This is a genomic window from Duganella sp. GW821-FHT07F09 (assembly GCF_059418705.1).
Genome location: NZ_JBWKQJ010000005.1, coordinates 57,194 through 76,176, shown reverse-complemented (window position 1 = coordinate 76,176; position 18,983 = coordinate 57,194). Strand labels below are relative to the sequence as shown.

General features: G+C 65.3%; 13 protein-coding genes and 1 pseudogene. 6 read left to right on the top strand and 8 right to left on the bottom strand.

The genetic code is table 11. From position 1 onward, the window contains the following. Positions 1-151: 151 nt before the first annotated feature. Positions 152-355: a hypothetical protein gene (locus tag AC07P1_RS14795; protein ID WP_494696866.1), complete on the top strand. Its 204-nt coding sequence runs from the start codon at positions 152-154 to the stop codon at positions 353-355. A gap of 23 nt (positions 356-378) precedes the next feature. Here the strand turns inward: AC07P1_RS14795 and AC07P1_RS14790 are convergent. The 7 genes and pseudogenes from AC07P1_RS14790 to AC07P1_RS14760 all read right to left on the bottom strand — a co-directional run. Continuing rightward, positions 379-570, bottom strand: a pseudogene (locus AC07P1_RS14790) (hydroxymethylglutaryl-CoA lyase-like TIM-barrel protein); the annotation flags it as partial. A gap of 379 nt (positions 571-949) precedes the next feature. After that, positions 950-1,453 (bottom strand): nuclear transport factor 2 family protein, encoded by a 504-nt coding sequence (locus AC07P1_RS14785; RefSeq protein WP_494696534.1) that lies wholly within the window; start codon positions 1,451-1,453, stop codon positions 950-952. 31 nt (positions 1,454-1,484) lie between these two features. Then, the gene (locus AC07P1_RS14780; protein ID WP_494696533.1) at positions 1,485-3,590 is read right to left on the bottom strand and encodes a beta-galactosidase; all 2,106 of its coding nucleotides are present in this window, start codon (positions 3,588-3,590) and stop codon (positions 1,485-1,487) included. After that, positions 3,591-6,974, bottom strand: a complete 3,384-nt coding sequence (locus AC07P1_RS14775; protein ID WP_494696532.1) for a glycosyl hydrolase — start codon at positions 6,972-6,974, stop codon at positions 3,591-3,593. 71 nt (positions 6,975-7,045) lie between these two features. Beyond that, the gene (locus tag AC07P1_RS14770) at positions 7,046-8,809 is read right to left on the bottom strand and encodes a tannase/feruloyl esterase family alpha/beta hydrolase (RefSeq protein WP_494696531.1); all 1,764 of its coding nucleotides are present in this window, start codon (positions 8,807-8,809) and stop codon (positions 7,046-7,048) included. Beyond that, the gene (locus tag AC07P1_RS14765; RefSeq protein ID WP_494696530.1) at positions 8,809-11,040 is read right to left on the bottom strand and encodes a TonB-dependent receptor; all 2,232 of its coding nucleotides are present in this window, start codon (positions 11,038-11,040) and stop codon (positions 8,809-8,811) included. The genes AC07P1_RS14770 and AC07P1_RS14765 overlap by 1 nt, the downstream gene beginning before the upstream one ends. Positions 11,041-11,188: 148 nt before the next feature. After that, positions 11,189-12,487, bottom strand: coding sequence for a sugar MFS transporter (locus AC07P1_RS14760; protein WP_494696529.1), 1,299 nt, complete (start codon positions 12,485-12,487; stop codon positions 11,189-11,191). A gap of 199 nt (positions 12,488-12,686) precedes the next feature. Between AC07P1_RS14760 and AC07P1_RS14755 the strand changes: the two genes are divergently transcribed. The 5 genes from AC07P1_RS14755 to AC07P1_RS14735 all read left to right on the top strand — a co-directional run bounded on the left by AC07P1_RS14755 (position 12,687) and on the right by AC07P1_RS14735 (position 16,729). After that, complete coding sequence (locus AC07P1_RS14755; protein ID WP_494696528.1) at positions 12,687-13,415, top strand: response regulator transcription factor; 729 nt, start codon at positions 12,687-12,689, stop codon at positions 13,413-13,415. A gap of 9 nt (positions 13,416-13,424) precedes the next feature. Then, complete coding sequence (locus AC07P1_RS14750; protein ID WP_494696527.1) at positions 13,425-14,843, top strand: sensor histidine kinase; 1,419 nt, start codon at positions 13,425-13,427, stop codon at positions 14,841-14,843. Continuing rightward, positions 14,840-16,114, top strand: a complete 1,275-nt coding sequence (locus AC07P1_RS14745) for an ABC transporter substrate-binding protein (RefSeq protein ID WP_494696526.1) — start codon at positions 14,840-14,842, stop codon at positions 16,112-16,114. The genes AC07P1_RS14750 and AC07P1_RS14745 overlap by 4 nt, the downstream gene beginning before the upstream one ends. 136 nt (positions 16,115-16,250) lie before the next feature. Beyond that, entirely contained in the window at positions 16,251-16,571 is a 321-nt protein-coding gene (locus AC07P1_RS14740) for a hypothetical protein (protein WP_494696525.1), read from the top strand. Continuing rightward, positions 16,568-16,729, top strand: coding sequence for a hypothetical protein (locus AC07P1_RS14735; RefSeq protein ID WP_494696524.1), 162 nt, complete (start codon positions 16,568-16,570; stop codon positions 16,727-16,729). The genes AC07P1_RS14740 and AC07P1_RS14735 overlap by 4 nt, the downstream gene beginning before the upstream one ends. Before the next feature lie 20 nt (positions 16,730-16,749). On the opposite strand, the gene AC07P1_RS14730 is transcribed toward AC07P1_RS14735, so the two are convergent. Continuing rightward, positions 16,750-18,912 (bottom strand): outer membrane protein assembly factor BamB family protein, encoded by a 2,163-nt coding sequence (locus AC07P1_RS14730; RefSeq protein ID WP_494696523.1) that lies wholly within the window; start codon positions 18,910-18,912, stop codon positions 16,750-16,752. Positions 18,913-18,983: the final 71 nt, after the last annotated feature.

Below are 18,983 nucleotides of genomic sequence, written 5' to 3'. Positions count from 1 at the left end.
CTTCAACCAACATTGGATGGTGGAGTAACGCTCCGGCTGACGATAGATGAAAATAATTTCTTAAGCGAGCAGGAGCTGTGCGTGCGCCGAATAGCTGCAGAGACCAGCCCTACTTTTTGAGAATTTAGGCAGCCATATTGCGGGAGCGCAATTGAGCGCGCTTACCGGCCTGCAACAAATGGCCCGGCGCAGTATGGCCAAGCAGATCCGGCAGGCCAGCGGCGAGTACGAGCGCCGCGTCGAGATCAATGCCGGTATTAATGCCGCAGGCCTCAAGCATGTGTGCGGTGTCCTCCGCGTAAATGTTGCCAGTCGCGCCAAGAGCAAGCTAACAATCACTAATACCGCCGAGTGAGGTATTAATCTGAAAATACCAGCGTCGCCTGCCGCGATCACGTTTGCGAACCCCATGCCGCGTGTGCGACGGAAATGTACAGTCAACGGAACATTGGGGAGGCGTTTTCCCACAGCGCGGAAAAAGTCCGCGACTTGGAGCGGATGGACCGTACCGGTGGCATCGGCGAGCGTCAGACTGTGTATACCCAACGCAAGGTACTCGTCGGCGGCCACAAAACGGCTCAAGCGGCTGCTCGCTGTCGAATGGACAGCCGCAGGCGGTGGCAATGGTGCCCTTCACTCGCATCGTCGTGCCGGCCGCCCACGCCATGATGCTGTGGAACTGTGCAAGTGAGGCTACATAGCTCATCCGCGTTCGCGGGATTATGCTTCTCGCCTACCCGACAAAAGGGTTGACAGTAATGCCGAATACAGACGTGATCGACCTGCCCGCCCCAGCCGCGCCAATCATGTGACCTCGGCTGGGTCCCTGCGTATGCTACCGCGCCAGCACCGCAAAGCCAAGCGCTCACGGCATCGAGATTCTGCGCCGGCGAAACGCTCCACGCACTGAACATGCGTGGCCACACCGCCGTGATAGAGAACAGAACCGTTAAAACATGGTGTTCGAATTGGCCGACGTCTCCGGGATCGGCTGCGAGACGTCCCAATGCTCGACGATCTTGCCGCGTTCGAGCCGGAAGATATCTACGATCGCGTTGCCCCTGGTGCCCGGAGGCCCCGGCGCATACACATGCAGCGTCACGAAATCGCCGTCAACCAAAGACCGCTTGATCTCGCTGCGCGAATTGGGCGCGTTAGCGCGCAGGAACTCGATGAACTGCCGGAAGCCCTCGCGGCCGTCCGCGGCGAAGGGATTGTGCTGGATGTAGCGATCGCCGACGTACTGGAGCGCGGCTTCGGCGTCCTTCTGGTTCAGGCCCGCTTCGTAGAACGCCAGCACCGTATGGCGGTTGGCCTCCTCCTGCGGTGTGTGTCCACGGGGCCCATGGCGGTTGGCCTGCTCATGCTGGCTGGGTCCATACGCCCAGGACGCGGCCGGCGCGCCCAGCAACGCTAGCGTGGCGATACCCGCCATCGAGATTTTCTTGATCATGTGCTTTCCTTGCGGTTGGTGGTGGTTGGGGTTATTTTTCACGGGGCAGTTCCTCGACGATCGCGACGCCCCACGGCTTCAGATCGAGCGCTTGGCCGCGCCGCACGGGCCGGCCGGACAACAGCTCGGTGCCGTGGGCGTCGCCGTACAGCATCCGCTGCGGCTTGGCGGAATAGTTCAGCACGTAGCGGACCTGGCGGCCGGTGCGCAACGTACCACCGCGCACGATCAGCGGAAAGCGCGCCTTCGGCAAAGCCACGCCGGCGCGCGCCACCGCGCCGGTGACGATCTTCTCGATCACGGCGTCGGTCGGCATGAAGCCGACGTAGGTCACTTCGCCGCTGCCGTAACTGTTGCGCGTGACGGCGGCGTAGCCCGGCCATGAAGAATGCCGATAGCGCGCGAGCACCTTGGCGGTAGTCGGCGTCAGGAATTCCATCCACCATTGCGGCTTGTTGGCGGCCTTGCCGACCTTGAACGGGTCGCCGTCCAGCGTGACATCGACCGGGATCGTGTACTGGCTGTAGCGCACACCCGCCGCCTCGCCGATGGCGCCCGGCTGCACCGCGTAGCGCACCTTGGTGTTCTCGTCGGCATAGCCGCTGCGGAAGGTGTAGAGCACATGGCCGCCGGCCTTGGCGTATTCGTTCAGTTTCGCGATCTCGGCGTCGCTGGCCGCGTACAGCGACGGCACCACGATCAGCTTATAGTCCGACAGCCGCGCGCCGGTCGACGGCGACAGGATGTCGACCTCGGCGTTGATGCGGTACAGCGCATCGTAGTAGGGGCGCATCGCCTCGTTATAGCTCAACATCTTGTCGTCGGCGCGCACCTTGAAGGCGTCGAAGCCCGCTTGCGCGGTATTGCTGACATAGAAGGCAACCTGGTTCTTCTTGCGCAGGTTGACCAGCTTCGGCCCCAGCCTTTGCAGGTCGGCGCCGATGGTTTTGGCCTCCGCGTAGACCTCGTTGGGCTGGTAGTCCTGCGATAGCAGGCCGCGAAAGTAGGTCTCGAACGAGTTGGCAGTGCTCGCCCAGTGCCAGTACGCGACCATGTTGGCGCCGCTCGCAAGATGGCTGAAGGCCTGCAGGCGCAGCTGGCCGGGATACGGCGTCCACTGCGGTATGCCCTGAGCCTGAGTCTCCAGCAACAGGTAGTTTTGGCCGTCGCGCAGCGAGCGCGTCACATCGCCGCCGAAGGCGATCTCGGCCCCGGTCAGCTTGTCCTGGCCGGGGTGGTAGATGTCGACGCCAGCGATGTCGAGCGGCTTAGCCGCCTGCCAGTGGTCGACCTCCGGCTGCAGGCCGTGCGTGCCGTCCTTCCAGCTGAAGTCGAAGTTGTGGGTGATGAACTGGTCGGCGCGGGCGCGGGCGCGCACCAACCCGGCCTGCCAGGCCAGGTATTCGGTCACCAGGCCACGCTGGAAGTCGGCGAAGGCGTTGGACAGGCTGCCGTTGATGGAACCGTTCACGGACGGGAAATCCTCCCAGCTGTTGATGCGGTTGCTCCAATAATCTAGGCCGAAGGCCTTGTTGAGCTGTTCCAGGTCGGGAAATTTCTTGCGCATCGCCTCGACGAAGGCGGCCTGCACGTTCGGGCCGCTGGTGAGATAGGCCTTGGCCTCGTTGTCGACCTGGTAGCCGATGACGGCGGGATGGTCCTTGACGTGGTCGATCAACCTGACGATCACGCGTTCGGCCGCGCGCCGGAAGTCGGGGTTGGTGATGTCCATGTTCTGCCGGGGACCGTACTCGGCGCGGCCCTTCGGCGTGACCACCAGGATGTCGGGATGGCTGCGCGCCAGCCAGGTCGGAATCGCGTAGGTCGGCGTGCCGACGATGACCTTGATGCCCACCTCGTGAAAGGCGGCCAGCATGCGGTCGACGTGGGTGAAGTCGAACACCCCCTCGCTGCGTTCCAGCGTGGCCCAGGTCGATTCGGCGATGCGCACGACGGTGATACCGGCCTCTTTCATCAGGCGCGCGTCCTCGCCGATGCGGTCGGCCGGCGTGTATTCGTCGTAGTAAGCCACGCCGAACAGGATCGTGTCCGGCAGCGCCGGCGCCGCCGGCGCTGCGTGCGACAAGGCCAGGGACACGGCGGCGGCGACGACCCGCAGGCATCGTATCGTCGTCATTTATTTGCCCTCAATGCTGATGGTCACAGGTCCCAGCAAACCGGCGGGACGCAGGGCGGCGTTGGCGAGGTAGGTCGGCAACGTGGTGAAAGCCACCTTGGCGGCGCCCGGCTGGGCGTCACCGATCAGCCGGTTGACCCACAGGTTGGCGACCTTGATCTCGATAGTGTTGCGGCCGGGCGCCACCAGCGACGTCACATCCAAAGTGTACGGCGCGCGCCAGGCGTAGCCGGCGTCCTTGCCGTTGACGAAGACGTGGGCGACGTCGGCCAGGGCGCCCAGGTCCAGTACCATCGGCGTCTTGCCGTCCGCTTGCGCCAGGGTGAAACCGGTGCGGTAGCTCGTTGTGCCCGAAAAGTACTTGACCTTCGGATCGGCGTCACCGCTCAGAGAACGCAGGCGCTCAAGGCGCAGCGGCGCGGGCGCCGCCAAGCCGTCGAAGGACACGTCCCAGCCCTGGTCCAGCGCCGCCGCCTGCGTGAACGCTTTGGCCGGCACCACGGTCGACGTGGCGCTCAACGGATCGCGGAACACGACGAAGAAAGCATCGTGCGCGGCGACGTCGGTAGAGACGACGGTCTGCCCGCCCTCGACCCGGAACGACACCGGCTCGATGCGGCCGGTGTCGGCGCGCCAGATCGCCGGGGTCTTGCCAGCGACACGGAAGCGCAACTCGGCCTTGTCCGCTGGCGCGCCACGGTTGGTCAGGAAATACAACTCGCCGTCGTCCAGCTGACGGTGCAGGAACAGAATGTTCGACGCGGTTGGGGAGTGGCTGAAATCCGGCGCGACGCCCAGCAAAGCCAGCGCCTTCTCGATGTCGCGGCTGTCGATCACCCTGCCCTTGCCGACGGCCGTGTCGCCACCCGGCGCCCACAATTCGCCCACCAGCGCGGCGAAGGTTTGCGCGTCGTCCAACAGGCCGGGCGCACCGGTCGGCGCCGGGCCGACGATGGTCGCGCCGGCCGTTGCCAGAGCCTTCAGGCGTTGAAGCATCGCCAAGGTCATCGTATGGCTGGAGCCGCCCAGGTACAGCACCCGGTAGGATGCGCCGCTGTCGGCGACCAGGCGCTGGCCGTCCACCGACAGCTTGTCCATGACGATATCGGCATTGACGAAATCGTAGGCGTAGCGGGTCGGCGCGTCGGCCACCGGACTGGTTTGATACAGGCCCACCAGCGGCGCGTCCTCGCCGTAGAAGTAGGCGACGTCGGCGACGAAGCGTCCCTGTTGCAGCAGGAAACTACTGCGCGCGAGGTAGTCGACCCATGGCTTGGCCATCTCCGCCCAGGTGTCGTGGCGGTTGAAGTACTGGCCGAACATCTCCAGCGACAGGCCCGGCTTCTTGTCGTCGCTGGGCTGGTGCACCGAGGTGTGGATCACAGGACGGTTGATGCCGGAGACGAATTCCAGATCGATCATCGGCCGCAGGTCCCCCGGCCCGTAGGCCCACGGCGTGAAGGCCGACGTCAGCGACTCGGCCGCCACCAGTTTTTGTCCATACACGTGCGCCACCGATGCCGCGCCGCGCATGTCGGCCAGATTGACCTTGCTCATCGCCGCGTCGCTCTTGAAGGACCACATTGCCGCCATCGGGATGTCCGCGTGGCGGCGCATCGCCATGTCGTCGCCCAGGCTCACGCGGCCGCCCTCCAGCGCCTCCGAGTACACGGTCAGGCCGCGCTCGCGGGCCACCTCCGCCACCACACCGTAATGTTCGGACGCCGTCAGCTCGGCCAGGGTGCGGCGGAAGTCATAGAGGAAGGCGTCGCTGCGTTTGCGCGATCCGACGATCTCGCCGGTCAGCGCCGGCATCCACGGGCCGGGATCGTAGCCGCGCAGGCGCTTGAACTGCGCCACCAGTTGCGGCGTCCAGTTGGAGGCGCCGACCTCGGTGCTGTCGGTGACGATGGCGCGCAGGCCGGTCTTTCCCATCAGGTCGGGACCGACCGCCTTTTGGTACATTTCGAGGTAGGTCGTCATGTAGTCGCGCACGGCGCGGGCGTCGTATTTATCGACCTCCAGGCCGGTCGCTTCGGCGGTGGCGGGATGATTCTCGGTCCCGGTGAGCGAATAGCCGATGCGGATGATCTTCCAGTTGCCGGCCGGTGGTGTCCAGTCCAGCGTGCCGTCGGCCGCCAGCTTGCCTGTCAAATCGACGACGGCGTCCGGCGCGCGGCCGGGTTCGTCGGGCGTGTACTTGTCCAGCGCGTAGTAGTCCTCGGCGATCGAGAACCCAGCCTTGGCCTCGGCGCGGTTGATTCTGGGCTGCGACGACAGCCGCGCCTCGGCGATCGCGATCGTCGGCGCCGGTGGTCCGCCGAAGCCGATGCCGGCGATACCAGGCCCCGGCATGAACATATCAGGAACGCTGGCCGCCTTGACCCGCAGGACGATGCGAAAATGCCTGGCCGTAACCGGCGCGAAGCTGACCGTGGTGGGCACACCGGCCAGCGTGATGTCGGTGACCGCCGCCCAACGCTCCCCGTCCTGGCTCGCCTCGAGCACCGGATCGATCGGCGCGCCGAAAAAGATCGACGACACGCCGGGGAAATAAAGCGTCGCCGAGCGGATGGTTTGCGGCCGGTCGTAGGCGTAGCGGATGACCGTTGGCCGCTCCGGCGTGCCGCCGTTGACCACGAGCGTCTTCGAAACGTCGTGGTCGGCCAGCAGCCTAGCGTTGAGCGCTTTGCCGGCGGCGGCGACGCGCGGCAGTGGCGCCCTACCGGAGTCCGAAGATTCGGGGATCGCATACACGCCGACATCGGCATACATTTGCGGCAGCTTCTTCGGCTGCGACGTTTCCATGAACGCCGGTGCGCGGGGAATGTCCTGGTATGGCCCGGTGGCCGACGGCGGACGCGCCAGCTTGCCCTTGAAGGGTTTGCCGCCGACGATGAAGGTCTCGCTCCAGACCAGCTTTTTCATGCCATCGGCCGGCTTGACCCACGGCCCGCCGGTCTCGCTCCATCCCGGCGAGGCAGCGATTCCCATCTCCAGGTCCAGCGAAGACGCCAACGTGGCGCTGTATTTGAACGCGTCCTTCCATTCCGGCGTCATGTAGGCCAGGCGCCGCTCGACCACCTGCGGCGTCTTCAGCGCGGCGTCGAAGTTCTGCATGCCGCCGATGCCGATCCGCGACATCCATTCCAGATCCTGCCGGATGCCGGTCTTGGTGATGTTCCCGTTCAGCCAATGCCACCAAACGCGCGGCCGCGCCGAATTCGGCGGGCTGGCGAAGCCGGCAACGAGAGGGTCCTGCCCGCGCGGCTCAGGCGTGGGCGCCGATTGCGCTTGCGCGCCGGGAACGGCGACAGTGGTGGCGGCCAGCAGGGCGAACGCTCCTCGGCACGCGCCGAGGCGATATAAAGTCATAGGCTTCATTAATAGCTTCCAGTATGGAGTGGGCGCGCCCTCACGGCGGCGGCCCCGATCACCAGTTCGTCAACGCCGGATCAGATCCGGCAGGAGAAACTGGCCGCCTTCTCAGGATCGCCGCTGCCGTTGTAGCGCGCCACCTGAGGGTAGGCGCACAGCGGCCGCTCGCGTCCCGGCCACGGCGAGGCCGGACCGGCGGTGGCGATCATCTGTTCCGGCGCGTTGCCGCTTTCGACCCACTTCACCAGCGTGCCGAAGGCGTCGTAGTTATCGGTAGCCGGGCCGCCGGTGCAGTGGCACATGCCCGGCACCGGGAACACCCGCACGAAGCTGGCCGCCTTGCCCTTGGCCTGTCCGTCGACCTCGCGATACCAGTTCAGGGTATCGTTAAGCGAGAACACCGCATCCGAATCACCGTGCGGCACTATCATGCGGCCGCCACGACGCTGGAACGCCGTCAGGTCCGGCGAACGGGCGCCGACATCGCGCCACGCCGAGCGCTTGAACACGGCGTTGGTGGCGTAGATCTTGCCGGCGTCGCGGTCGAAGTCGAACGCGCTCTGGTAGTCGGCCGCGGCCTGGTCGCCATCCTTGACCACCGTCGGCGGCGTGGTGAAAACCGACGCCAGAGAGCGCGCGCCCAGCGACACGTTCAGCGCCGTCCAGGTGGGCATGCCGATCTTCCACATGCGCCAGCCGGCGTCGGAGATACCGGGCGCCCAGCCCCAGTCGCTGTACAAGGCACGGCCCTGGCTGTCGCGCGGCCCCTGGCGCGAGCGTTGCAGAGCGTCGACCTGGGCTTGAGTCAGGCACCCTTCGACCTTGTCCTGGCCCTGCGGGCATAACTTGGCGCTCAGTCGCGGCAGCACCTTGGCATCGGTGCAGCGGGTGAAATCGCCGACGATTCCGTCTTCCAAGCCATCGTCCTTGTCGCAGGCGAGCAGGATGGCCGAGCGCACCAGCTCGAGGTCGCCGTTGGTGTAAGCCTTGTGCAGCTGCGTGACATCGAACGTTGCCGCGCTCGGCGCCTTGACCAGCGAACCGAATACCTGCGTGTCCCAAGCCTCGGCCAGGGCCGCGCGCGGCAGCGAGAAGCCGGGCGCGGCGGCCACGATGCCGTCGAACTCCTCTGGATAGCGCTGGGCGAAGACCATTCCTTCCTGGCCCCCCTTGGAGCAGCCGACGAAGAATGAATAGCGCGCCTTCTTGCCGTAGTAGTGCTTGAGCACCTCCTTGCCGGTCTGCGATACCGCCTTCAACGATAGGTCGCCGTAGTTGGAACGGGAGGTCGGATCGAAGCCGAACGCCAGCGGCCCGTTCCTGGCAGGGTCGGTATTTGTGGCGTTGTCGTGGCCCGAGTCCTGGGTCAGCACCGCGTAGCCCTGCGCCAGCGCCGGTGCGAAGGCCGGCCCCACTTGGCCGACCGCGTCGCCCACCTCGCCGTTGCTGCCGCCGCCGCCCTGGAAGAAGAAGCGCTCGTTCCAGTTGGCCGGCAGGCGCATGTGGAAGCGGATCGCGAACTTCTCCCCGTTCGCGCCGGTGCGTTCCTGCATCACGCCAAAGATCTCACAGTGGGACGGCAGTTGCACCGTGCGCCCCGGTCCGCCGGGGTTGGGTGGAAAGACCAGAGGTCCGGCGGCGACAAAGCGGCTCGACACCAGCCGCACGGAGCGGTCGTTGAACTTCAGTGCCCTGGTTTGGAAGGCCTCGCACGAGGCTTGGTCACCGGTCGCCGCGGTCGCGTGCGCGGTCATTGACCACAGAGCCGCGAGCGTGGCGGCCAGCCCGTAGAGGGAGACCCGGGCACGAATCTGGCTACGGAAAATGGATTGCTTGGTCATCAGAACTCCTTCGTCACACGGATACCGAATTCGCGCGGCGCGCCGTACATCAGATTGTTTTGATTCGAACCGGCGATGTAGCGCTTGTCGGTGAGGTTGGTCCCATACAACTCCGCCGACCAGTCGTCGTGGCGCAGCGTGATCTGGCCGGACACCGTGTTACGCGCCGGCAGATACGCATTGGGACGGTAAGTCGCGTAGAAATAACTGCTACCAATATGCGACAGGTTCAGCCTTGGCGTCAAGGTCATGCCGTTCTCGAAGGCCAGTTTGTATTCGACGCCGAAGTTGTAGGTGAGCTTGGGCGACAGCAGGTTCGGGCCACCCTGGCTGGTGTAGCTGAACGGCGCGTAGTCGAAGCAGATGGGCGCGTTGGATGGCACGCCCGCCGCGCACTGCGGCCCCAACAGGCCGCTCGGCAGCGAAATCGTGTCGACCAGGCTAATGGCGCCCATCTTCGAATCGACATAGGCGAAGCCGGCGTCGACGCGGAAGTCGCCCAGCCTGGCCTGGATCTGACCCTCGGCGCCCTTGATGATGGAGCGCGGCAGGTTGGCCGGGTTGTTCTGGCCCGTCGACGTATCGAGCACGTCGAGCTGGAAGTCCTTGTAGTTGTTGTAGAAGATGTCGAACTGGGTGCGGATGCGACCGCCGGCCATGGTCGACTTCCAACCCAGCTCGTAGTTCATCACCGTCTCCGGCCTGAAGCTGGTGGTGGCCGAATTGGCGTTGCCGGGCTTGTAGCCGCGCGCGGCGAAGACGTAGACCAGGTTGTCACGGTCGGCCTTCCAGTTCAACGCCACCTTGCCGGTCGGCTTGCTGTCGTCATAGTCGGCGCCCAAGTCAACCACCTGCAGGCCGCCAGCCGGGAAAATCGGCAGGCCGCGGCCGATGAAGACGCCGCCGCTGGCCTCGGCCTTGAAGCCGGAGCGGCGCAGGCCGACCTGCAGTTCGAGGTCGTCGGTCAGCTTGTAACCGGTCTGCGCGAAGACGCCGTTGACGCGCTTTTTGTTGATACCGTCGACATTGACCTGCGGGCCGTCGCTGGTCTGCAGCACGCCGACGTCGATGGTGGTGGCTTGGTAGTAGGCGCCCAGTATCCAGTTGAAGCGGCCGCTGGTCGGCGAGATGATGTTGATCTCCTGCGACGCCTGCCGCTCGCGCACGTCCTGACCCATGAAGTTGTTGCGGCCGGTCGTCGCGTCCATGTCGTAGGTGCCGCTGATCTTCTTGTCCTGATAGCCGCTGAGCGAGCGCAGCACGACGCCATTGGCCAGGTCGTATTTCACTTCCAGCGAATTCATGCGGCCATGCTCGTCGAACTTGGTCGGGCTGTTGTAATTGAGGTCGTATATGCCGCCGGTCACGCCGACATCGTTGGCGCTGCCGGGGATCGGTTTGCCGGCCAGGCCGCCGGTCTGGCGCCGCACGTCGTCGACCTTGAGCAGCGCCTGCCACGGGCCGGACTTCCACAGGGCGCCGAGGCGGGCGGCGTTTTCATCGAGCTTACCGGGCGTGTTGTGGAACGGGCCGCGATCGGTATAGTAGCTGTCGCGCGTGCGGTGGTTGCCGGCGAAGCGCAGCGCCAGCGTCTCGGAAACGGGGATATTGAAGGAGCCCTGCAGGTTGCGCGCCTTGTAGCTCCCGATACCCGCTTCCAGGTAGCCTTCCATGCCGCTCAATTTAGGATTCTGGGTCGTGATCAGCACAGCGCCGCCCGTCGAGCTATTGCCCACCAGGGTGCCCTGCGGGCCGCGCAGGATCTCGATATTGGCGACGTCGTAGTAGCTCGCCGCGCTGACCAGCGGCGGCTGGAACAGGCCGTCGATATAGGTGGCCACGCCGTTGGCGACGTTGGGCGAGCCGCTCGCCAGGCCGATGCCGCGAATGTTCACCGACGACACCAGGCCGGAGTCGATGATGGTCAGCGCCGGCGACGCCGTTTGCAGGTCGGCCAGCCGCGTCACGGCCTGGGAGCGCAGCTGGTCGCCGGTCAGCACGGTGGTGGCGATCGGAATGTCCTGCACCTTGGTCGCGCGCCGCTGGCTGGTCACGATCACTTCCTGGATTACCTGGTCCTTGGCCACGGGCGCGGCTTGGTCGGCCTGCGCCTGCCCCTCCTCGGCGGCGGCCGGCGCATAGGCAATGCCCAGCGCCAGGTTTAGGGCGAGGTTCAGCTTCAATAAGGGTCCGGAATAACTCCACACGTTTTTGTTCGCATTCTTGTTCATTTTGTCTCCAATTGTTTTAGTTGTTTTCTGACCGCGCATACAGCGCTTTACTGCCATCGACCCCGTTCAGCCATTGTCAGTTATGGCGGAACACAGACAAAGCCCTTCGATGCCGCATTGATGTTGCATAAATCCCACGCCGGTCGGCCTAATCCTCCGTGTATAGGCCGGCGTATTTCAGGCCGAAATAGACAATGAATAAGTAGCAAGCCGCCGGCAGCAGGAACGACAGCTGGACGCCCACGCGGTCGGCCAGCAGCCCCTGACCGAGCGGCACGATAGCGCCACCCACGATGGCCATGCACAGCAAACCGGAGCCCTGCCCTGTCGCGTTTCCAAGCCGGTACAGGGCCATGCTGAAGATGGTCGGGAACATGATGGAGTTGCACAGGCCGACCGCCAGGATGGCCCACATCGCCACATCGCCGCGTCCGACGATGGCGAACACGATCAGCAACACCGAGCAGGCACCGTTGAAAGCCAGCGCCTTGCCCGGACTGACGCGGCGCATCACTGCGAATCCGACAAAGCGCCCGACCATCGCCCCGCCCCAGTAGTAGCTGACGTAGGACGCGGCGGCGGCCGGCGCCAGCGCGGCGACATCGCCTTCGCCGAGGAAGTTGATCAGGAAGCTGCCGATCGCCACCTCGGCGCCAACATACAGGAAGATGGCGATCACACCGAGGTTCAAATGCTGGTGCGACAGTAGCCCGGGTTCACCAGCGCTAGCGCCGGCGTGCAGGCCATCGATCCCCCATTGATCGACGCGCGGCAGGCGCGCGGCGGCGGCCACGACGGCCAGCACCAGCAGCGCCCCGCCCAGCGCCAGATAAGGCCCCTGCACGGCGGCAGCCTCGCGCGCCATGCTCGCCAGTTGTTCGGCGGCCGGCAGCTCCGCCAGTTCGGCGGCGGAAAGCGCGGCGCCCGACAGGATCAGCATCCCGCCCAGCAGCGGTGCGACGGTTGTGCCGAGCGCGTTGAAGGCCTGCGCCAGGGTCAGGCGGCTCGAAGCGCCGGCCGCCGGCCCGAGTATCGTCACATAGGGGTTGGCGGCGACCTGCAGGATGGTGATCCCGCTGGCCAGCACGAACAGCGCGAACAGGAACAAGGGATAGCCGCCCAGCGAAGCCGGATAGAACAAGGCGCAGCCGATGGCAGCCAGCACCAGGCCGACCACCACGCCGCGCTGGTAACCGATGCGGCGCACTAGCGCGCCGGCCGGCACCGAAACCAGGAAATAGGCGCCGAAAAAACACGACTGCACCAGCATGGCCTGGACGTAGGTGAGCGCGTACACCGACTTCAAATGGGGAATCAGCACATCGTTCAACGCGGTCAGCAGACCCCACATGAAGAACAGCATGGTGATGACCGCTAGCGCTCTATTGGCGCCCTTCGCCGCAGCCGAAGGATCGCCCGCGTCTAGGGCTGGGGAAAAATTTGCCACGATAGTCCTTTCGGTTGTACTGATCGAACACCGATAGCAAGACCGTCGGTGCGACGCTTCATTAACTCAACATTAACTAAGCTTAATGAAATATAGCACCACATTAATTTACCGCAAATAATTTCCTCATCATCCGCCGAAATTAATCACGGCTGTGATCACGCTGGCGCTTGCATTCATTTATTGTTAAACTTCCCGCATGCATATTCTCCTAGCCGAAGACGACACCATCCTTGCCGACGCGCTTGGCGCACAGCTGCGCGGCGCCGGTTACTCCGTCGAACTCGCGCCCAACGGCCCCGTGGCCGAATACCTGCTGCAGCGGCAAACCTTCGACATGGCCATCCTCGACCTCGGCCTGCCGATGGTCGACGGGCTCACCGTGCTGCGCCAGCTGCGCGCCGCCAACCAGCACACGCCGGTGATCGTACTGACCGCGCGCGACGGCCTGGAAAGCCGCGTGGACGGACTCAACGCGGGCGCCGACGACTACATCACCAAGCCTTTCGATTTCCCCGAACTGGAAGCGCGCGTGCGCGCGCTGATACGCCGCGCCACGGCCGGCGCGGCGGCAAGCGCCACCGGCTCCACCGCCCCCGAACTGGGCTTCGGCAACCTCGCGTTCGATCCAAGGACGCGCCGCGCCAGCGTGGCCGGCGAGCAGATCGAATTGAGTCCGCGCGAGTGGACCTTGCTGGAACTGCTGCTGATCAACCGCGACAACGTGGTGACCAAGGAGCAGATCGCCCAGGCATGGACCAGCGACGGCAGCGGCCTTGGGGCCGGCAACGCCACCGAGGTGTATATCCACCGCCTGCGGCGCCGGCTGGAGGGCTCCGGCGTCGACATCCGCACCGTGCGCGGCCTGGGCTACCTGCTCGAAGCCGACGGCAAGGCCGGCGGCAAAGCCATCCCCCGCGCCGGCTAAGCGCCTTCCATGGTCTCCCTGCACCGTAAATTGCTGTTGTGGCTATTGCTACCGCAGCTGGTGCTATGGCTGGGCGGCGGCGCGGCCACCTTCCGGCTGGCCGTCAGCTACGCCAACCTGGCGATCGACGCCAGCCTGGCGCAAACCTCCCGCACCCTGCTGCGCCAGGTCAAACCCATCGACCAGGGCTTGCTGATCGACTTCCCGCGCGCCGCGCAGGACGTGCTGGAGGCGGACCCCAAGGACCGCCTGATGTACATGGTCAGCACGCCGCCGGGCAAATTCATACTCGGCAACCGCAACCTGCCGCCGCCGGCCGTGAGCCACTACCAGTTCGACACGCCCTACTTCTACGACCGCGTCATTCCGCCGGAGCCCGGCAGCACGGAGGCGCCCAAACGCATGCGCATCGCCGCGCTCTACGTCCCCTTCGGCGACGGCGCCTCGCCCAGGCAGACGATGCTGGTGCAGGTGGCCCGCAGCAGCGCCAACCGCGAGGACCTGGCGCACGCCATCCTGGCCGACACCCTGCTACCGCTGTCGGCGTTGATCGTCCTGATGAGCCTTATCGTCTGGGCCGGCATCAAGGCCGGACTGGCGCCGCTGGCGCGGCTGCGGCGCGAGGTGGAGAGCCGCGCGCCCGACGACCTGACGCCGGTCAAGCTGGCGCTGGCGCCGGCCGAACTGCAATCGCTGGCCGGGGCGCTGAACCATCTGCTGGCGGCCGTCCAGCATCAGATCGGCGCGCAAAAACGCTTCATCAGCGACGCCGCCCACCAGTTGCGCACGCCGCTGGCCGGCTTGAAAAGCCAGACCAAACTGGCGCTGGAAGCGGCCACCGACGACGACCAGCGCCACCGCCTGGCGCTGGTGCATCAAAGCGCCACGCGCAGCGCGCATCTGGTGGCGCAACTATTGACGCTGGCGCGCGCAGAACCGGGCCAGGCCGAGGTGCCGCTGGAGCGCTTCGACTTGCGCCGCTTCGCCCAGGAGCTGGTCGCGCAACTGGTGCCGCGCGCGCTGCGGGCCGGCGTCGACCTGGGTTTCGGCGACGATGGCGATGCCGCCGTACCCGTGCGCGCCAACGCGCTGCTGCTGCGTGAGGCGCTAAGCAACCTGATCGACAACGCCATCCAGTACGCCGGCCATGGCGCGGTGGTCACCGTCCAGGTGCGCCCGGACGGTGACGGGCGCCACGCGCTGGCGATCATCGAAGACGACGGACCGGGCATCGCGGCGGCGGACCGCGAGCGCGTGTTCGAACGCTTCGTGCGCGCCACCGACGCCGGCGACGGCTGCGGCCTGGGACTGGCGATCGTCAAGGAGATCGTCGAGCGCCAGAACGGCGCCGTGATACTGGAGGACGCGCAGCCGCGCGGCCTGCGTGCCATCATCCGCTTGCCATCAGCCGCCACGGAGGCTGCATGAACGTCCGCCCGCGAACCTGCGCGCTGATCGTGGCCCTGGCCTGCCTTACTCCACTGGCGCGTGGCGCCGGCGGCGAAATCGAAGTCCTGCACTACTGGACCAGCGACGGCGAAACCGGCGCCGTCGCCAAACTCAAGACGACGTTGCGCGCCCAGGGGCATACCTGGAAGGACTTCACCGTCAACGGCGGCGGCGACGGCCTGGCCATGGTGATGCTGCGCTCGCGCGTCGCCTCGCACAACCCGCCCACCGCCGCGCAAATGAAAGGCATTTCGATCCAGGACTGGGCACGCGGCGGCAAGCTGGCCGGCATCGAGGACGTGGCCGAGGCGGACAAGTGGAACGAACTGCTGCCCAAGACCGTCAGCGACACCATGAAGTACAAGGGACGCTATGTCGCGGCGCCGCTCAACGTCCACCGCGTCAACTGGCTTTGGATTAATGCCGATGCGCTGAAAAAGGCCAACGCAAAACCGCCCGCCACCTGGGACGAGTTCTTCGCCGTCGCCGAGGCGATGAAAAACGCCGGCATCATCCCGGTGGCCTACGTCGGCCAGACCTGGCTCAATCTCGGCACCTTCGAGAACGTGGTGCTGGGCGTCGGCGGCGCCGATCTTTACAAGCGCGCCTTCGTCGACCTGGACCCGGAGGCATTCACCAGCCCGCAGATGGAAAAGTCGCTGGAGACCTACAAGCGCATCAAACGCTACACCGATGCCAACGCCGCGTCGCGCGACTGGATCAGCGCCACGACCATGGTGGCCAAAGGCCAGGCCGGCATGCAGTTGATGGGCGATTGGGCCAAGGCCGAGATTCAGGCGGCCGGCAAGCGGCCGGGCATCGACGTGCTGTGCGCGCCGGCGCCGGGAACGGCCAAAGCCTTCACCTTCAATATCGATTCCTTCGTCATGTTCCAGGTCAGCGCCGAAAACAAACAGGCGCAGCGCGACCTGCTGCGCGCGGTCATGAGCAAGGATTTCCAAGAGACGTTCAATCTGGCCAAAGGTTCGATACCGGTGCGCCTGGACGTCAGGATGGACCGCTTCGACGACTGCGGCAAACGCTCCAGCCAGGATTTCAAGCAAAGCGCCGCGCGGGGCACGCTGATGCCCAGCACCCTCCAGGGCGCATTGCCGTCGGCCGCCGTGACGGCGATGTCGGAGGCGATCAGCCAATTCTGGAACCTTGACGCGATGAGCGCGAGGGACGCCATGGCCACGCTGGCGACCATCGCCAAAAAACAGGCGAAGGCGCGCGACGCCGCCAAGTGAAGTCCATGCCGGAAGTCGGATATTTGTATAACGAAATCGGCAATCACCGCTTTACCAAAAACCTGTTCACCAAAACCGCCTTGCTGGGCGGCCTGTTCGCGCTGAGCTGCGCGGCGCCGGCCGCCGAAACCGCTCCGTGGAAATCGCTTTTCAACGGCAAAGACCATTGCGGCTGGAGCACCCAGGTCAGCATGCAACCCACCACCGAGGGAATGAAGACGCCGACTACCACGGCCTCGATGGCATGGCGGTCGAGGAGCACGTCGGCGACGCCAACCAGGGCGACTGGAAGTTCTATCGCTACGAGCCGTCCCTGACGCTGCGCAAAGACATCAAGGCGCGCATCCTGAAAAAGGGCGATTTTGAAAAGCCGAGCGGCGAATGGAACACGATGGAAGTGATCGACGACGGCAAACGCTGGTCCACATCGTCAACAGCCACGAGGTACTGCGCGTGACCAACTCGCGCCAACTGGTGGACGGTAAAATGATTCCCCTGACGCACGGCAAATTCTCGATCCAGTCCGAGGGCGCCGAGGCGTTCCTCAAAAACATCGTCGTGCGCAAATTAACGGGACCTGCCGCCGAGGGAAAAACCGCGTTGTCCGAAAAGTAGTCTTCCATCGGCCCAAGCCATTAATTGGACGGTGGAGGCGGCAGCGCGTAGGCCACCAGCTTGCCGCCCGCCGCCCCTTTCGGATTCTTGCCGCCACCGGCCGCGATGACGACGAACTGCCGCCCTCCCGCATAGTAGGTCGCCGGCGTCGCCAGACCGGCCGCCGGCAAGGTGACTTGCCACAGCAGCTTGCCGGTGCGCTTGTCGAAAGCGCGGAACTGGTTGTCGAAGACGGTGGCGCCGATGAACAGCACGCCGCCTGCCGTCACCACCGCACCCCCGTAGTTTTCGCTGCCGGTATCGCGCAGACCGGCGGCGGCCAGTTCGGGATACTCGCCCAACGGAACCTTCCAGGCGTACTCCCCGCTGTTCAAGTTGATGGCGCTGAGCGTGCCCCAGGGCGGCTTGACCGCCGGATAGCCATCTGGGTCGAGGAAGCGGGTATAGCCTTCGAACACGTAGCCGCCGCCCAGGTCGGGCTTGTTCGCCAGCCCGGACGGCTGCGCCGGCATGGCGGCTTCGCCGGGGTGGCGCAAATAATGCACCACCGCTTTGATGTCGTCGTCGCCCAGCGCGCCGAACGCCGGCATACGGCCGTTGCCTTTGCGGACGATACGCCGCATGGCTTCCTCCGGCAGGCGGGCGGCGACGTCCAGCAGCGACGGAAACTCAGGCGGGCTGCCGCTTCTATCTTCCCGATGGCATGCGGCGCAGTTGTTCAAGTAAACGGCACTGCCGCTGTTACCGGCCACCAGCGGCGGACGCTGCTTCAAGCGCAATACCCACGCCATTTCGTTGGAATTAACGTACAGGTTGCCCGTTTCAGGATCGAACGCGGCGCCGCCCCACTCCCCGCCGCCGTCGAGGCCCGGAAAGATGATCGTGCCCTTTTCGCTGGGCGGATCGAATTGACCCCTGCTGCTGACGCCATCGAACACCTTCGCGGCGGCGGCATGGGCCTGCGGGGTGCGATCGGTCAGGATGTCGCGGGTGACCTGCTGGCGCGCGAACGGCGCCGGGCGCGTCGGCAATATTTGTGTGCTTGCCGCCAGTTCGCCCGGCACGTCGGAGGAAGGATAGGACCGGGAAGCGACAGGGAACAATGGATTGCCGCTGTCCCGCTCGAGGACATAGACGAAGCCGGACTTGGTAATTTGCGCCACCGCGTCGATGCGCTTGCCGTTGCGCACCACGGTGACCAGGGTCGGCTGCGCCGGCAGATCGCGGTCCCACAGATCGTGCCGCACGGTCTGGAAATGCCAGACGCGCCTGCCCGTGGCCGCGTCGAGCGCGACCAGGGAATTGCCGAACAAATTGTCGCCGTGGCGGTCCGCGCCGTAGAAATCCTTGTCGCCCATGCCGGGCGACGCCAGCGGCACGAACACCAGGCCGCGCTTCGGATCGACGGACATGCCGGCCCAGTTGTTGACGCCCATCGCGGTTTTCCACGCGTCCGCCGGCCAGGTTTCGTAGCCAGCTTCCCCGGGATGCGGAATCGTGTGGAACACCCAGCGCAACTTGCCGGTGCGGACATCGAAGGCGCGGATATGGCCCGGGGTGTTGCCGGTGCTGCCCATCACGATCAGATCCTTGACCACCACCCCTGGCGTGACATTAGAGACGGACAACGTGGCGGGATCGCGCCCCAGGCCCTCGCGCAAATCGATGCGCCCGCCCGTGCCGAAATCGGTCTTCGGTTGGCCGCTGGCCGCGTCGACGGCGTACAGATGGTTTCCGAATGTCGCGAGGATGCGCGCCTGCATGCCGTCGCGCCAGTAGGACACGCCGCGCAACCGCTGGCGCGTCAGGACCGGTTGCCCGCCTGCGGAATCGAACACCCACACTTCCCGCCCCGTGGCGGCGTCGAGGGCGATCACCCGCCCCTTCGGCGAGACGAAATACAGCCTGCCACCGACGATCAGCGGATTGACCTGCATATCGGCGCCCGGCACCGGGTTGCCGGTGGCGTCGCCCGTATCGTAGCTCCAGGCAGGCTGCAACTTGCCGACGTTGGCGGTATTGATCTGTTTAAGTCTCGAGTAGTGCGTGCCGCCCGGATTGCCGTGGTAGTAAGGCCAATCGTTGCCGGCACTGACGTCATCCGCGCCGGCGCACGGGGCGGCCAGCACCAGCAGCGCGGCCATCCCCAGCGTCGACGTGGTCATGGTTGTTTTGCTCATCATGATGTTGATTTTCATTGTTGTGTAGCCGGTGTAAATATATCATTAATATGATTAACAAATATTAATATTGG

Bases quoted from the DNA above. Each gene is read 5' to 3' on its own strand.
- AC07P1_RS14785 (WP_494696534.1), bottom strand. From the start codon at position 1,453: ATGATCAAGAAAATCTCGATGGCGGGTATCGCCACGCTAGCGTTGCTG.
- AC07P1_RS14780 (WP_494696533.1), bottom strand. From the start codon at position 3,590: ATGACGACGATACGATGCCTGCGGGTCGTCGCCGCCGCCGTGTCCCTG.
- AC07P1_RS14775 (WP_494696532.1), bottom strand. From the start codon at position 6,974: ATGAAGCCTATGACTTTATATCGCCTCGGCGCGTGCCGAGGAGCGTTC.
- AC07P1_RS14770 (WP_494696531.1), bottom strand. From the start codon at position 8,809: ATGACCAAGCAATCCATTTTCCGTAGCCAGATTCGTGCCCGGGTCTCC.
- AC07P1_RS14765 (WP_494696530.1), bottom strand. From the start codon at position 11,040: ATGAACAAGAATGCGAACAAAAACGTGTGGAGTTATTCCGGACCCTTA.
- AC07P1_RS14755 (WP_494696528.1), top strand. From the start codon at position 12,687: ATGCATATTCTCCTAGCCGAAGACGACACCATCCTTGCCGACGCGCTT.
- AC07P1_RS14750 (WP_494696527.1), top strand. From the start codon at position 13,425: ATGGTCTCCCTGCACCGTAAATTGCTGTTGTGGCTATTGCTACCGCAG.
- AC07P1_RS14745 (WP_494696526.1), top strand. From the start codon at position 14,840: ATGAACGTCCGCCCGCGAACCTGCGCGCTGATCGTGGCCCTGGCCTGC.
- AC07P1_RS14730 (WP_494696523.1), bottom strand. From the start codon at position 18,912: ATGATGAGCAAAACAACCATGACCACGTCGACGCTGGGGATGGCCGCG.